Origin of the sequence: Methylomicrobium sp. Wu6 (genome assembly GCF_035916875.1) — a bacterium.
Taxonomy (GTDB): Bacteria; Pseudomonadota; Gammaproteobacteria; order Methylococcales; family Methylomonadaceae; genus Methylomicrobium.
Genome location: NZ_JAXUHN010000089.1, coordinates 60,213 through 75,438, shown reverse-complemented (window position 1 = coordinate 75,438; position 15,226 = coordinate 60,213). Strand labels below are relative to the sequence as shown.

At 47.6% G+C, this 15,226-nt stretch carries 12 protein-coding genes; 8 read left to right on the top strand and 4 right to left on the bottom strand.

Translation table 11 applies throughout. The features are described 5' to 3' along the window. Positions 1–240: 240 nt before the first annotated feature. From U2W12_RS15645 to U2W12_RS15620, 6 genes are all read left to right on the top strand, one after another. Entirely contained in the window at positions 241–2,271 is a 2,031-nt protein-coding gene (locus U2W12_RS15645; RefSeq protein WP_326501628.1) for an AAA family ATPase, read from the top strand. A gap of 336 nt (positions 2,272–2,607) precedes the next feature. After that, positions 2,608–3,372 carry a PRTRC system ThiF family protein gene (locus tag U2W12_RS15640; protein ID WP_326501627.1) on the top strand — a complete coding sequence of 255 codons (765 nt, stop codon included), beginning with the start codon at positions 2,608–2,610 and terminating at the stop codon, positions 3,370–3,372. Beyond that, positions 3,373–4,005, top strand: coding sequence for a thermonuclease family protein (locus U2W12_RS15635; RefSeq protein WP_326501626.1), 633 nt, complete (start codon positions 3,373–3,375; stop codon positions 4,003–4,005). It begins immediately after the preceding gene. Positions 4,006–4,028: 23 nt separating this feature from the next. Next, the gene (locus U2W12_RS15630; RefSeq protein WP_326501625.1) at positions 4,029–5,369 is read left to right on the top strand and encodes a peptide MFS transporter; all 1,341 of its coding nucleotides are present in this window, start codon (positions 4,029–4,031) and stop codon (positions 5,367–5,369) included. Positions 5,370–5,375: 6 nt separating this feature from the next. Next, positions 5,376–6,215, top strand: a complete 840-nt coding sequence (locus U2W12_RS15625) for a DUF4326 domain-containing protein (RefSeq protein ID WP_326501624.1) — start codon at positions 5,376–5,378, stop codon at positions 6,213–6,215. 3 nt (positions 6,216–6,218) lie between these two features. Further along, complete coding sequence (locus tag U2W12_RS15620) at positions 6,219–6,665, top strand: hypothetical protein (protein WP_326501623.1); 447 nt, start codon at positions 6,219–6,221, stop codon at positions 6,663–6,665. A 41-nt stretch (positions 6,666–6,706) separates the two neighbouring features. Here the strand turns inward: U2W12_RS15620 and U2W12_RS15615 are convergent, their stop codons facing one another. Genes U2W12_RS15615 through U2W12_RS15600 form a run of 4 tightly spaced genes read right to left on the bottom strand, consistent with a single transcriptional unit; the run spans position 6,707 to position 9,953 of the window. Further along, positions 6,707–7,033: a hypothetical protein gene (locus tag U2W12_RS15615; RefSeq protein ID WP_326501622.1), complete on the bottom strand. Its 327-nt coding sequence runs from the start codon at positions 7,031–7,033 to the stop codon at positions 6,707–6,709. 15 nt (positions 7,034–7,048) lie between these two features. Beyond that, positions 7,049–7,738 (bottom strand): hypothetical protein, encoded by a 690-nt coding sequence (locus U2W12_RS15610; RefSeq protein ID WP_326501621.1) that lies wholly within the window; start codon positions 7,736–7,738, stop codon positions 7,049–7,051. Continuing rightward, positions 7,739–7,978: a hypothetical protein gene (locus U2W12_RS15605; protein ID WP_326501620.1), complete on the bottom strand. Its 240-nt coding sequence runs from the start codon at positions 7,976–7,978 to the stop codon at positions 7,739–7,741. It abuts the gene before it with no gap. 19 nt (positions 7,979–7,997) lie between these two features. Further along, a complete protein-coding gene (locus U2W12_RS15600; RefSeq protein ID WP_326501619.1) occupies positions 7,998–9,953 on the bottom strand; it encodes a helicase-related protein in 1,956 nt (651 codons plus the stop codon). A gap of 479 nt (positions 9,954–10,432) precedes the next feature. Between U2W12_RS15600 and U2W12_RS15595 the strand changes: the two genes are divergently transcribed. Both U2W12_RS15595 and U2W12_RS15590 read left to right on the top strand, forming a co-directional pair. Beyond that, a complete protein-coding gene (locus U2W12_RS15595; protein ID WP_326501618.1) occupies positions 10,433–10,588 on the top strand; it encodes a hypothetical protein in 156 nt (51 codons plus the stop codon). Positions 10,589–10,941: 353 nt separating this feature from the next. Beyond that, positions 10,942–15,189 (top strand): LodA/GoxA family CTQ-dependent oxidase, encoded by a 4,248-nt coding sequence (locus U2W12_RS15590; RefSeq protein WP_326501617.1) that lies wholly within the window; start codon positions 10,942–10,944, stop codon positions 15,187–15,189. The last annotated feature ends 37 nt before the right edge of the window (positions 15,190–15,226 follow it).

Genomic DNA, 15,226 nt, shown 5'->3' with positions numbered 1-15,226 from the left:
CTTACCAATGGCAAAGAGCGTTGTATCAGAATGTGGTCGCCGCATTCGTCAACAGCTTCATGGTCGACAAGGAATATTTGAACCCACAATTTCAGGCTTCCGTCAATGCGTAAGTCCTAAAAATATCGATTGGATCAATATTAGCCTTTTAGGTTCGCGTAGCCATCGACGCCAGACACTTGTTTTCTGCTAAATCGTCCATAAATATTGCGGATAAATATTATTAACGTAGAGGGCATCATGCAGTTGGAATCATTTCGAGTAAGGAACTATCGCTCTATCAACGACAGTGGCGAGATTGCCGTTTCTCGTATTACATCCCTATTAGGCCGAAACGAAAGTGGTAAGTCGAATCTCTTACGAGCCTTGCATAGCCTAAATCCGATCGAAGGGTTCGAGGCGCTGAAACCCATCAAGGACTTTCCTCGTCATAGGCGTTTGGAAGAATGCACCGACGACACTCCGGTCTTATCTACGACTTGGGCACTTGACGAAAATGACAAATCGGCTATGCTTGAGATCCTACCACGTGCGACGGAGATTTCTAAAATAGTTATCGGTCGAAGCTACCAAGGAAAAACCAGAACAGTGGGATGGTTACCTGAACTCAAGCCAATACATTTCGATGAGACTGATGTCAAGAGTAAGGTTAAGAAGGTGGCCGCAGCGGTTCGTGCTGTAGCCCAGACGCAGGAGAGCCCTGTCAGCCTGGAGGCAGCTGCTGATGCCTTCGAAGTAGCAGCCTCCGTCTCAAAGGTACGCGACACGTGGGCCACTCAGGCCGCCACAGCAGCAAAGTCTCTGCGCATCGCCCTGGCGGGTGCTGATGCTGAGTTGACAGACAAGCAGGAGGTGATGCTATCGGAGATCGAAGATCTAGCCGACAGCATCGTGGGCGACAAAGATGCTCAGAAGAACGCCAGGAACTGGGCCATCAGCGCCATTCCCAAGTTCATCTATGTAGATGAATATCCGGAAATTGATGGACACCAGGACATTGCCGCCTACATTCATCGAAAATCGCATAACCAGATGAATGAGGTAGATAAGAACTTCGAGAAGCTCTGTAAGGTCGCAGGGCTGAATCCGGAAACGCTGCAAAATTACCTCAGTCAGAATGATCACGAGACCCGGAATCAACTCGCGAACCGTGCCAGTGCGGTCGTTACTGCTGAGATAAAGCGCTTATGGAAGGATCGTGCGCTCAAAATTCGGTTCAATCTAGACGCCAACCACCTGGAAACGATCATCTCTGATCCGACCAGCACCTACGACGTTGAGGTTAACCTTAGCGATAGAAGTCGCGGTTTCCAGTGGTTTTTTGCTTTCTACATTACGTTCTCGGCAGACACGGACGGAGGTAGAGCCGAAGACGCAGTGCTTCTGCTGGATGAGCCCGGACTGTATCTGCATGCAAGGTCACAGTCTGACCTGCTACGGCATTTCGAAGACGACTTTTCTAACCAGATCATCTATACCACACACTCGCCGTTCATGGTTCCTACTCACGCGCTCGATTCCGTACGTACTGTCAATATTGCGGAAAACATTGGGACTACCGTAACAAATGATCCAGCAGGGGACGCCAGAACATTATTCCCTCTCCAAGCGGCACTCGGTTATGATTTGGCTCAGAGCCTGTTTATCGGCCCTAACAATCTTGTTGTTGAAGGTGTCACTGACTTTTGGATCTTGAGCGCGGTAAGCGCCTATCTGGCAGAGAAAGGCATGACGGCACTCCACCCCGAGCTCACTTTGACCCCCGCCGGAGGCGCTCAGAAGGTTTCCTATATGGTCGCGCTGTTAACGTCTGAGTCCCTCAATGTCCTTGTTCTTCTTGACACAGAGCGTGATTCGAAGACAACCAAGGATGAGTTGTTGAAGACTAAGCTCATCCGAGATCAAAACGTCGTTTTCGTTTCGGAGGCGTTCGCCACTCAACCGAATGAAGCCGACATCGAAGACCTATTAGACCCCGTGGTTTACGAGTCACTTGTTCGAGAGTGCTACAGAGCAGAGCTGAAAGGCAAGACGCTGCTACTCAATGTGAATATTCCTCGGATCGCGAAGCGTATTGAACTTGGTCTGAGCGAACTTGGGATTCCGTTTCACAAAACTCGGCCAACGCGCTTGTTTCTCAAGAAAATGGCATCAGAGCCAGAGAAGGTATTACCAGATCAGAGTCTTGAGAAGTTCGAATCTCTATTTGCGTTGGTGAACGAGCGATTGGACAAGCAGGTTGTAAGGGGCGCTAAACCTTTCGAAGGTTAGAAAGCAAAAATGCTTGCAGTCTTCGTACAGTCTTTTAGCGCTGCAATTCAGATACCTTTAAATTGGCTAACTGTATTTCTTTCAATACCGAATGATTTACGGTTATTATCTTAAAGACTGTTATCCGATACAATCCACTACAAACTTCTATAAAAGGCGGTTCTGGTTCAACAGCCGCTAATCGGCGACCGACAACCTTAATAATTCGGTGGATTGTGCCCTGTTAATCCAACCATTCCACCACACTATATTTTGATTGACTGGTAAGGAAGGCTTGCATGATCAATCGACCGTGTTAAAAGATTGGTAACTAAACGATCTTTTAATCGGTAATTCATGACAACCAGTTCCATCAAACCCTTCAAATTCTGCACTCCCGACCACTGGCTGCGTAAGCCTGTCGAAATCTGTTTAATCGGTGTCGGGGGTACCGGCTCTGAAGTATTAACCAGTCTGGCCAGAATTGATTACGCCATCCGAGAGCTTGGTCATCCTGGGCTGCATGTTACAGCATGGGACGAAGATATGGTCGAAAGACCCAATATAGGCCGACAAGCCTTCTATCCCGCCGATCTTGGACATAATAAGGCGCTGGTTTCCATCCAGCGTATCAATTACCTGTACGGACGCGATTGGGTGGCCATGCCTCGTATGTTCGATATCAATACCGAACGTGGCCAATGGAATTATGACCTTTTGATCACCTGTGTCGATGTTGCCCAATTCCGGGCTGATTTAGCGAAGCAAGCGAGTCGATATACAAGATGCCTATGGCTTGACACCGGCAATGGCGAGCATGCCGGACAAGTTATTTTAGGCAGGCTTGGTCATGCCAACGAAAATTCAATCAAACTGCCTTCAGTATTCGATTTCCATCCTGAACTGGATGGCATGGTGGATAACAATACTCCGTCATGCAGCATGGAAGAAGCGCTGGCCAATCAGGATTTGCCAATCAACCGTGCCATCGCAAACGTCGCTATGCAGTTGATCTGGTCGTTATTGCGGCATGGTGGAGTAAACCACCAAGGGGCTTACGTCGATATTCGAAATGGAACGCAGACACCGATTAATATTTTTTCAGGTATGGAGAAAATTTAAATGTTTAAAGCAATCCTGTGGTTTCTTATAGTTTTTAGCGGAATAGCCCATTCTGCAAGCCGTATCGAAGGGCGTGTAGTCGGCATTCATGACAGCGACACTCTGACGCTGCTTGTCGCTGGTAACCAAACAGTGAAAATCCGCTTGGCACAGATCGATGCCCCGGAAAGCGACCAGGCTTTTGGGCAGAAATCGAGACAATCACTAGCGGAAATGGTTTTCAATAAGTCGGTATCCGTCGAAAAAGAAACCGTGGACAAGTATGGGCGAGTTGTTGGAACCGTTTTCGCCGATGGAATTGATGTCAATAAAAATCAAGTGGTACGAGGCATGGCTTGGATGTATCGAAAATACGCTCACGACAAAACGTTAGTTCAAATTGAGGATAACGCGCGACAAGCGAGAGCGGGTCTTTGGAGTGATCCTAATCCGGTACCACCTTGGGAATACCGGCATGGGGGTGCAAAACCAACCACGACAACAGGACCTGCAGTCACGGGTACTTGCGGTTCCAAAAAATACTGCAAACAGATGACGTCTTGTGACGAAGCCAAGCAGTATCTTGCCTGTGGAGTTTCTTCCTTGGACAAAGATGGTGATGGTGTGCCTTGTGAAAGCCTTTGCAAAAATTGAGCACATCGACAGTGAAAACAAGGATGCTATTTGGCCACCCCATCGGCCTGTTCATACTATTTCTTACCGAAATGTGGGAGCGATTTTCGTTTTACGGCATGCGGGCACTGCTTGTGCTCTATATGACCCAGTATCTTATCCATGCGGCGCAATCCGGAGCCGATATCGTCGGATTTAATTCGCTGCAGGTAGCCTTGGAGTGGATTTTCGGACCTCTGGCTATACAGCCGTTAGCTTCGCAAATTTACGGGCTCTATACCGGTTTCGTCTATTTCACGCCATTGTTCGGCGGTATTATCGCGGATCGGTTTCTAGGGCAGCGCAAGACCGTGGTGATCGGCGGCGTGCTGATGGCAGTCGGGCATTTCATGATGGCGTTCGAAGCATACTTTCTGATTGCCCTGATGCTATTGATCCTGGGCAACGGGTGCTTCAAGCCCAACATATCCACTCAAGTAGGCAATCTCTATTCTATCGGCGATCCGCGTCGAGATGGCGCATTCACAATTTTCTACATGGGCATCAATCTTGGGGCATTTTTTGCGCCGCTAGTATGCGGAACGCTTGGTCAGCGTTATGGATGGCATTATGGCTTTGGTGCTGCTGGGGTCGGGATGGTGATCGGGTTAATCATTTACCTGGCCGGCCAAAAATACTTGGCTGATGATCGATTTTCCCAAAGTCACAGGATGGAAATGGAGTCTGATCCCCTGACCAAAGAGGAATGGCGAGCGATTGGAGGGTTGATGGTCCTGGCAGTCGTCAATATCGTATTTTGGGCGGTATACGAGCAACAGGGTAACACCCTTCAATTATTCGCTGACCAACGGGCCGACTGGGATATATTCGGCTGGGAAATGCCGTCGACCTGGTTTCAATCGTTGAATCCGGCTTTTATTTTCCTGTTGGCTCCGCTGATAGGAGGCATGTCGGCGAAACGCACTGACAAAGCCAATGGAGATTCCAGCATTCGCAAGATGGCTTTCGGTGCCATGATGCTGGGTGCATCGTTTCTTGTATTAATTGTCGCCATTACTGGATTGGAATCGAAAGAGAAAATCAGCTTTCTGTGGCTGGCTCTCTGCACACTGATCTATACGATTGGGGAGCTGTATTTGTCGCCAGTCGGTCTTTCCCTGGTCACAAAGGTTTCACCGGCAAAAGCGGTCAGCACGGTGATGGGATTATGGTTTTTGTCTACATTCTTTGGGAATTATTTGGCGGGATATATCGGGACTTTTTACTCCAGCATGAGTCATACCGACTTTTTCTTGCTCTTGACGGTGCTGGGCGTCGGTACCGGGGTTGTCATTTTCTTGATCCAGCACTTGTTGGAAAAGTCGATTGTTCGATCAATGAAGTAGTGCTTGATGCAAATTTTCAACAAGAAAATTGACAGAGTTCCGGCCGATGCCATCTATATTGGCCGCGGATCACACCTAGGAAATCCTTATGCGATCGGCGAATCAGGTAGCAGGGATGAAGTGCTGAAGGCTTATGAACTGTATCTCAACAAAGAAATCGACCAGAAAAATCCCATCATCCTGCTGAAGCTGCGCGAGCTTTCTGAACAAAGCTCATTGGCATGCTACTGCCGGCCGGCCCCTTGTCACGGGGAAATAATTGAGCGTGTCTGGCGGGAACGGATAAAAACAATGCGGCATCAGAGATCGGTTTACTACGCCGGGATTGGGTCAAGAAATACACCAGAAGATGTGCGGGCAATCATGGCCAAGTTGGCAAGGCGTCTGAATGAGTTGGGCTTCGTATTAAGAAGCGGTGGAGCAGATGGGGCAGATTCCGCATTCGAAGATGGCGCTAAAAACAAGCAAATATTCCTTCCATGGGAAGGGTACAATAGCCGTGACAGTGAATTCACTTCGCCATCGTCGGAAGCGTTCAGGGTGGCAGAAATTATCCATGACGGATGGCAGTATCTTAAGCCTGGGGCACAAAAGCTGATGGCAAGGAACAGCCACCAAATACTTGGCGTCGATATGCGCAGCCCTGCTGACTTTGTTGTGTGCTGGACGCCTGACGGTGCCGAAAAATCTAATCAACGCAGCCGTGGTACCGGTGGTACTGGTCAGGCAATCGACTTGGCGGATCGTTTTGGAATCCCTGTTTTTAATTTGGCCAAGGGCGGCGCCACAATTCTCCGGATTAAAGAATGGGTACAATGTAATCCATTATACAGCCAAAATTTTTAGCAAATGATAGCAACAGATATAGCCAAATACATCCAAGAGAACGTATCAACCTTTCAGGATATCGAGATTCTTGGTCCTGGCGTCGCCTACCACTACAGTCGGCATTCTGAAGGAATTCTCGCCAATGGATTTTTAGGTGCGCCATTAACTCTGGATCTCGACTGCACACAGAGTCCAGTTGAAAATCACAAGGCAACTCATAATCCAGGTGTCGTTTTCTGTTACGAAAGCTTGGAAGAAACCGCTGAAGAAGGCGATTGCGCGAAGTATCTGTTTAACGAGTGTGAACCAAAAATTTTCAGAATTAATTTTACAGCTGCTGTTCGAGCGGTTCATGTTCAAGAAGCCCTGCTGGAATCTCCGCCTACTATCATGATCTCAACAACAGAGATTGAGTCATTTGAATGTCTTGGTCCGTGCTCTGATTTTTGGGACGAAGAAGGGTTTTGACATCATTGCAACTGCCGCCACCGCACATCGGGTATCAGAAGTTACTCATCCACCCCATAAAGCAAATATTCGTCAATGGCATTTTCGTAAATGAAGTTTTCGTCGACCAAAACAGGTTGTTGAGCGTCAGGTTGTGGTTGTATGGGTATCAGGAAGTTCGCCATGGAATTTGGGTCGTAGCTATTCAGATAATCTTGCCGGCTATCGTTTCTTTGGTTTTGGGGCGCTGACGGTCTGTCGCTGATACCAAAAAATCCATTTCTTTGATGGTTTTCCAATTCATCGCTGTACTCGGCGTCATCTGCGCATAATCTTGCGGAAGCCATCATAAAAAACAGTAATATAAATATTTTTGGCTTGATCGACATCGACATATACTCCATTCAGTTTGAAGGTTCTTTTGCCGTTGAAGGCAATGCCAGTCCCTTATCTGCCTTGGCATTTTGACGAGCCAGCCAATGCTCAGACGGAAGCGAAGAAATTCTCTGAAATTCCTTGCGCTCTTCGTCATCTGCCAGAATCCCCAAATGCTCTGACAATCCCAGAAGGGAAACACCGACTTGACCAACTTCCTGCGCAATATTCCCGGCCGGTTTGTCGTAGACATGATCGATGATGTCGTGAAGGGATTGTTTGTCCAATCCAGCAGCCTGAACCAGTTCAATGGATTCTTCGGCAAAACGGCGAATACGCTCTCCTGTGTTGCTTGCTGTTGCTTTTCCGAACGTGGCGTTGGCCCATTGCAGGATTTCTGCCTGGCGTTGTTGGCGATTGGACAAAGACGGGTGTAGTTTGATAATGTCGGCTCCAGGATCAAGCAATTTTGATTCCGGATTTACCAGCGCGGCCATTCCCCAAATGACTCGGCCAATGCAGCCGACCTGTAATGTATCGATGATTAGGTTTAACGCTACTCGGCAATCGTCCGGGTTATCACGATCGAATTCAGTGTCTTCGTTATCACCATTTTCAGTAGCTGCAACTGGCATAAATCCTCTTTCTATGCTGTCCAGTATGCCGCATAGATCGATCGCCATGTTTATATCTCGTTCACTTGCTTTAGCTATGTTCATTTAAGGTTTCTCATTTGAATGTATGGTTATTGCGACTGAAGATTCTTTATTGAGAATCGTTTGAGCACGTTCAAAACCAACCCAAACACCAGAAGCATCAAGTCCTCTTGCAGCCAATTCTTCCTTGGCCAGGCGATTGAGGTCGATCTCCCCGGCGGCTGCAGCAACCAGCACTTTGACCAACATGGTTTGGATCGGCCCAAGCTCATCAACAGTGAAAGGCCCGGTTGAATAACTCATGCGTAATCCGGAACAACAATCAGAAAATCCATCTTTCAGCCACCCACTCAACCTCTTTACGGTCGAGTTTGTGGCCAGGAATGAAGCTCAAGGATCGTCCAGATTGAGCAGTACCATCGGTACCCAAATCGCCAAAACCTTGGAGCTTCATGTTTTCAGTGGCCACATCAAATCCGTCTGAGCATTTAACGAGGATTTCGAGGCGCTTCATGGAATCTTCACCCACTTCTTTGGGCAGGAATAAGTCACATCGACCAATACCACCCCGACGTGCAACCCTGCCGCGGATTTGGTGCAAGGTATTTAATCCCAATCGCTCCGGATGAACCACGGCGACATGGCGGAGGCGAGGTAAGTCGATTCCTGTCTCAACGGCAATGGTACTGATGAGAATGTCGGCATCATCGTTTCGCATGGCCGCGATCGCAGCCAGCTTTTCTTCGTCCTTCAATTTGCCGTGCATGTATCTAACCCGTCCAGGAAAATGGCGATTCCAAAGTTCGTAGGCACCTTCGGCGGATTTTCTGTCAATCGCTGCTTCTTCTTTGGATTCAGCCAGTGGATAGATAATCAGCGCCTGATGTCCTGCAAGGACGCTACGCTTGATGGACTCAAACAAAGCTTCTCGGTGTTTAGGCGAAACCAACCTTGTCTTGATTTCTTTCTGGACATGGGCCTTGGTCAGTCTTGAAACCGCCATGCCGCCCCATTCCAGCAAAGCTGCAGTGCGTGGAATACAGGTGGCGGTTGCATTGAGGATGTTGGTGTCGGGACCTGCGAGCTGATCTTTTTGCAAAGTCCCGAACTTTTGCGATTCGTCGATCACCAGTAAATCCGGATGGAAATTCTTGGGCAGCCGGTGATGTAGTGCTGTGGTTCCGATCAAGAATTTGGAGTTCGGTGTCTCGTTGGAATCACCAACAACAAGGCCCGGTTCCAAATCAGGCCACCAGCTTGCAATGTTGTCTCTCGTTTGAACAGCCAGCGGCTGGTTTGGGCACAGCCATACCACGGTACCACCATTTCGAACCACTGCGGCGCCGGCGGCGGCTGCAACATAGGTTTTGCCAAATCCCACATCAGCCGATAGAAGCCTTAGCATTGGCATATCCGATTCAATGTCCGCGCAGATTTCTTGAATGACATCCCGTTGTTCGTCGGTGGGCTTCAATTCCGTTTCGGAAAGCAAGTGATCAAGGGATTCGTGAGGAATGTGAATCGATGAGCGAAGGTTTCGTTCTCGATACGTTTCAGCACGAGCACCGGATATCACATCGAACGTAGCGATCAGTTTCAGCATCTTAATCGCAAGCAGTCCATCACGAATCGTTTCAGGAAAATGTATGACGTTTAGAAGCCTCTCGAAACTCGGATGGTTGGCCAAGCCTGGTATTGCTGACAATCGTTCTGCTTCCGTTTCAGATGACCATCTCAGTTTTTGTCTCAACCATTGCGCTGCCATTGGAACGGTAGGAGGCAATAACGAAAGCTGTAAATGCTCAAAAACGGTTTCAGGCGAGATCACTCGCGCTTTGCCTGGGTAAACAGGCACAACGTACCCCACATAATCGGAACTGATAACAGACGGATTTCTGAGTTGAGCAAATTGTTTGTAATAGCTAATGGTTCCGGACAGACAAATTTTGCAGTAGAGATGATCCTGAAGATCGGAAGCATAGGTTCTTGGATCACCAAAAAAGGTCGCACTGACTTCGTTACCGACAACATCAACTAGTTTTGCAACGGTTCTGGATGGAACGGAATTGCGATGAACCACGATCTCGGTCAGTTCGCCGTACAGAATGCATTTCTCACCATCAGGCAAATCGGCAAAATCAGTTTTTAGCTGTTTCAATCGCAAGTCAAGGTATTTTCTTGGTAGCAAAAAGGGAGCAAATTCGGGCGAGGTGATACCCAAGGACTTTAGGCGTCCAAGATTTAGTGTTTGTGATGATGTAGTTTTCGCTGCGCTCATGGAGAAATTTAGGTGGTTTCTCTAGGATTTTACGGAGAAATGGAAAAAAGCAAGCGGGGAAAGACGAGGCTTTTAGGCTTCTTTCTATATTTGAATGTCTATTTTATTTTTGGATTAGAAAAGTCTCCTATTCATTGTTAGGAAAGTTATTCGATTTGTGCTAAATAAGGTTGACACGCCGACGAGAAAATTGTGTAGTTATTTGAAAATGATGATTGGATCATCAGGAGTGAATATGTCTACGGTGATTTATTTAGCCGACATTTCAACCTTATTTATGCCCATGCAAATCAACGGCGCAATGTTTGTAAAAAGGTACTCTGTCCAGGTAAGCCGCAAAACCAAAAGCATTGGATACTATGGCAACCCCGCTGCAATTGGCACTGGGTCCTAGTTACTCTTGCTGGAATCGGATGAGGTCAGATCGTTCAGGGAAATCGCCGAATGGGAGAAAAATCGATAACAGTTACGAGAGTCGGATGGTCCACTTTACCTGCCTGGTGCCGAACATTCTGGCCGCTATTCTCGATGACGATTTACCGGACCATATTAAGTTTGAATTGGGCGTTGATCTTTATGTGTTGTGGGATTTGCAAAGAATGAATTGTACTTTAGTCGATTCTGACAGTATTTGACTTTTTGTGCCTTCAAAACTCCACATTCAAATTACAGATTCAGATCAATAACAATCTTTGTCGGTTAGCTATTTGCCAATAGATTGTGTTGAAAAGTCGGTCTTTGGCAGACTTAGGTTTTTTATGGCATTAGATAATCTTGTAAGTAAAAACATATAGCTAATGATGAGTTTGCATAACTCGTTGATAGGTAAGCCACTAGTTTGACTAGTGGCTTACCTATCAACAAATTAGAAGCGAACGCTACTCCCCGAGTCTTCGTCGAGAATACTGGGAACTCATTTCCGATTTTCCTGGCAGTCCTGGACGGCCAGGAGGTTGAAATCACAATTTACTACATGGAGATCAACGACATGAATAAAAACAAACCCCTAGCTGCGGATGCGGAAAAAGAAGACATTCAGATAGCCTACTGCAAGATCTTTCCTCCGATTGGAATAGCGCGGGTGGGTGATAGTGTTCAGAGGGAGATGAATAGAGGCTGGTTTGTTGACCCCGCCATCAAGGATATGAGACCCGATGACTTCAGGTACAAAGATGACGAAGGGAAAATCAAGCGTCAGGCTGCGATGTTTATGATCATCGCATTCGACAAAGAGGATAAGCCGCTTCGAGAGATAACATCCACCGAGGCCGACATCGTTTGGAACGTGCACCTAGCGAACAAGAAAGCTGCGTGGTTTAATTTTGAAGGCACCAAAACCGCCTTGAATGCTTTCGCTGCAAAGCCCAATGATATTCCACTCACCATACGTAACTTCCAGGTGGGAAGTATCAACTTGGTCGATAACAAAACAAGTTATGCCCCCTCGCAGGATAGGGTCGATGCCTACGAAATTAATGGAGGGATGCAGGAAATCGGCGGAGCGTCCATAGAAAGCGGGCATAAATTTGAAGGAACCTTCAAAACTGCAACGCACGTCTATTTGGGCGAACTGCAAACTGACGCGAGCGGCCGACTAATCGTACTTGGTGGGCAAGGCAAATCGGACGCTGTAAATGAACGTGGGGAGTCGATCAAAGATGAACGGTGGATTAGAAATTACGCCAATAATGACGACTGGTACGACGATATTAGCGATGGCCCGGTCACCGCGAAAGTGACCTTAAAGACAGGCGGGGCCGAGGTTGAAGTCAGAGGCGGTGCATGGGTCTTGGTTACGCCGCCTGATTTCGCGCCGGATGTAAAGAACGTCGTTTCCCTTTATGATGTTATGGAAGAAACAGCGTTTCGGGAACCTTCTCTACTGAATATCACTACGCCGATACTGAGAAGGCCGGACCAGGTTTCTTTTGAGTTGGACATAAAACCCTTACTCGAACGGATGCACAGCCAGCGATGGGTCAACGCGCGCGGTCTAAGGGGGCACGGAACAAGTAAGGCCGGTGATTTTCAGGTTGAGAACGGAAATTCCCCGACGCTTTTGGATCCTGACTTATCAGACAAGAACTCTGAACGAGGGAGGCAACTAAGAAGTCGGATTGTTTCGGTTCTGAGAAAACCTGCGTACAGAACTTACATCAACGGGGATTTTTCGGATCAGTACAAATCTCCGACAGCGATAAGTCAGGCAACCACGACTTTTATGCCGCCCCTCGCTGGTGACGAGGGGGATCCGGAAGACGGTAACCCTGCGACTTGGTTGTCGCTAACCTACTTGCAATACGAACGTTTCCTCCAATGGAGTAACAATAATTTTACTAGCGGTGTGCTTGGGAATAATTCAGACGACATGGAAAGTCTGAATTCTATGACAAGAAAGGTGCTCGAAAACTGCGCAGGTGGCGCCTTTTACCCGGGCATTGAAATGACCTGCATTGCACGAGACCCGAGGCTTTACACTGAAGCATTCAGATTTGATCATTCAAAGGTAGGCGCTGGGGATATCTCGAAGTTCATGGCGTTGCCGTGGCAGGCTGACTTCTGGGAGTGTCAGCAACATTGGTGGCCGGCCCAACGTCCAGATGATGTCATCACAAGTGAGGAATTGGATGCCGTTCTGAACAAATTCGCGGAGGATGTCGAGGCTGTCGAGAACAATTATGAAAAAGTCCTTTTTAAGCGAACCAGGTGGGACAGAGGCATCGGTATAAGGTCGAGACCTTCGAACGCCTATCTGCTAAGCAGAATCTTGCCAGAGCCATCAGAAGGTATGTCGGTAGAGGACTATGTTACTTTGATGTCGGGTCTTTCGGCGAATCCGGCTAAGCTCAAGTTCGACTCAATTTTCTCAATTTTTAGGAGAATAAGCGGCCTCGGAGCATACACGGATTTGATTGATGAATTTTCTGGTGACGGCTCCGAGCTCGCCAGCCCTTGGAGGGTCCAATACCTTTCGCAAGAAAGCCTCGATTCATATTCAGGCCTCTATTTCCATTTGATTGTTGCTTCGCCGAGCGAAATAGCAAATATCTTACCGACGGATTCCGTGCAGACTCTCGACGAGATCAGACGTAGCTGGAACATTTATAAATTTCAGAACCCGGCGACGGCGGCAAAGATCCTGGGCCAATACGCCAATGGCGCACTAGAAAATTTGCGTTCTCAGATTCAACGTATACTCAACGATGTCTACGGCGTATTGAAATCAGAACCGAATGATAAAACCGAAAAAGTCAGTTTGGGGAAATTCCGTCAATTCCTGATGGGGTCAGTAGCGGCGTTGGAAAATGAATTCGCATTCCGGGATTTCGACTCCAAAAGCCCCGAATTCTTAAAGCTCCGAACCATGGAAATGATGGAAAACGCGAAGGATGCTCTTTACTTGCGAGCTTCTAACTGGGCAGGCGACATGGATATGGTCAATGAGTGGAAGAAAATGGGTTTTGTGCTACAGAAGACCGTATCCTTCGATGGCTCAGGCTCTCGCCAGAGTACGAATATCCTTCAGTACGAGAACGAACGGTTAAAGTACGACGGAAAGTCCTTCAGAGAATACTTCTATTATCTGATGAACATTCAGGATTACCCGGACTTTATTCCCTATTCGAAACTGATTGCTGAAGAAATTCTAAATACCGCACAATTTTTGATTGACCAGATTGGGATTTTTGATGCTGATCATCCGGAATCGTTCGTTCAGTACTCGGAACAGTCTTTTGACGCCAAGTTGGAGGAAATATATGAAATCTTGAGAAGCCAAGCAGCGACCGCATTAGGTTGGCGAACAGGAAATACCCGGACCGATGTTATCAGCCGGATACATGATAGAGCAGTATTTAATCAGACCGACGGGGCTTGGCTGCGATTTATTGCAAATACAGGGGCAATGAATAAAGTCTCATCGCTGCTCTTCGAAGTTTGGAGCGATGAGATAGGAAACGGTGATCCTTCTCTGCATCACGGAAATCTGTACACAAATTTGCTGGGTTCGCTTGGGATTTCTCTCCCACCGGTCAATTCGAGAGCATATGCAGACAACCCGGACATTGACGAATCGAGTTATATAGGATCAGTCTTCGAAATGGCTATTTCACAGCATTCCGAAGCCTTTTTTCCAGAATTAATCGGCATGACCCTTTTCTTGGAATGGGAGGTCCTTAGTCTCGTGCCGGGTATTAGGCGAAATGATTACCTAGGAATCGACAGCCATTTCTGGAAGATGCATGTAGGGATCGACAACTCAACTCACGGACACGGCGCAAAGGCAAAAGAGGCGACCAAGTTGTACCTTGATGGGGTACTAAAAGACAGCGGCGCGAAGGCCGTGCAAGAAGAGTGGAAACGAATCTGGCGCGGCTTTGTTGCTTTCGCAACTGCAGGGTATGGCTATTTTACTAACATCGACGGTGTCGATACTCTGACGCTTACGAGGAAACACAAAGGCAATCCAGAGGAAGCCATTATCGAACTGATTGGCAGGAAGGCCCACTACGGGGCGCTTAACCATACAGGGAAAAGCTTAGGAGGGCATCGCCTGAACGATTTATTTGAAGAACCCCGTATTTTCGTCGCGGAACTGGCTGCTTCGCCCTATGTCACACCTGGACGACCGGATGAAAGCAAGTTATTAAACTATCTCACTACATTTGAGGGTCCTATGTATAAAGTCTTCGATGAAAGGGATCTAGAACTGTGGAGACAATGGATAGCGTGGCTCGGAGAAAGCGGGGATACTGATTCTAATAAAACCTTTCTTACTAAAGCTCAATCTATGTTCCTACTTATGCAAGAGCTCAGAGAACTGGCGCGGAGTAGTGGCGGGCACAAAAGGTATAAGGTCGAGAAAGCCTCCAAGAAAAAGACAAAGGAGAAGAACGAGAAGCAGTTAATAGCTAACTTCTTTGAAAACGGCGATATAGAAGGCCTTATGAGAGCACTCAAGGAGCCTGAAAATGGCTGGGTCATTCCGTACGATCCTGGCTCAAGCCCTATGATCCTTGACCTCGCCCGCGTCAATAACCCGATGGGAGCCGCGCTGGATCGTAGATTCCCCAAACTTGGAAATCAAATCGGAAGAATCATTCTAATAAATTGGATAGAAGCTGGGTGCCCTATTCCCGGCGAGCCAACACCGGAAGAACCAAAGTCACCGCCGAGCAAAGTATGGGAAGGGAAAAAACTATTGGTTCAGCAGATTGGTATGGGGGCGGTTCATTAAATCAGGTATCTATTGCTACTCAACCTGTGTTCACTGA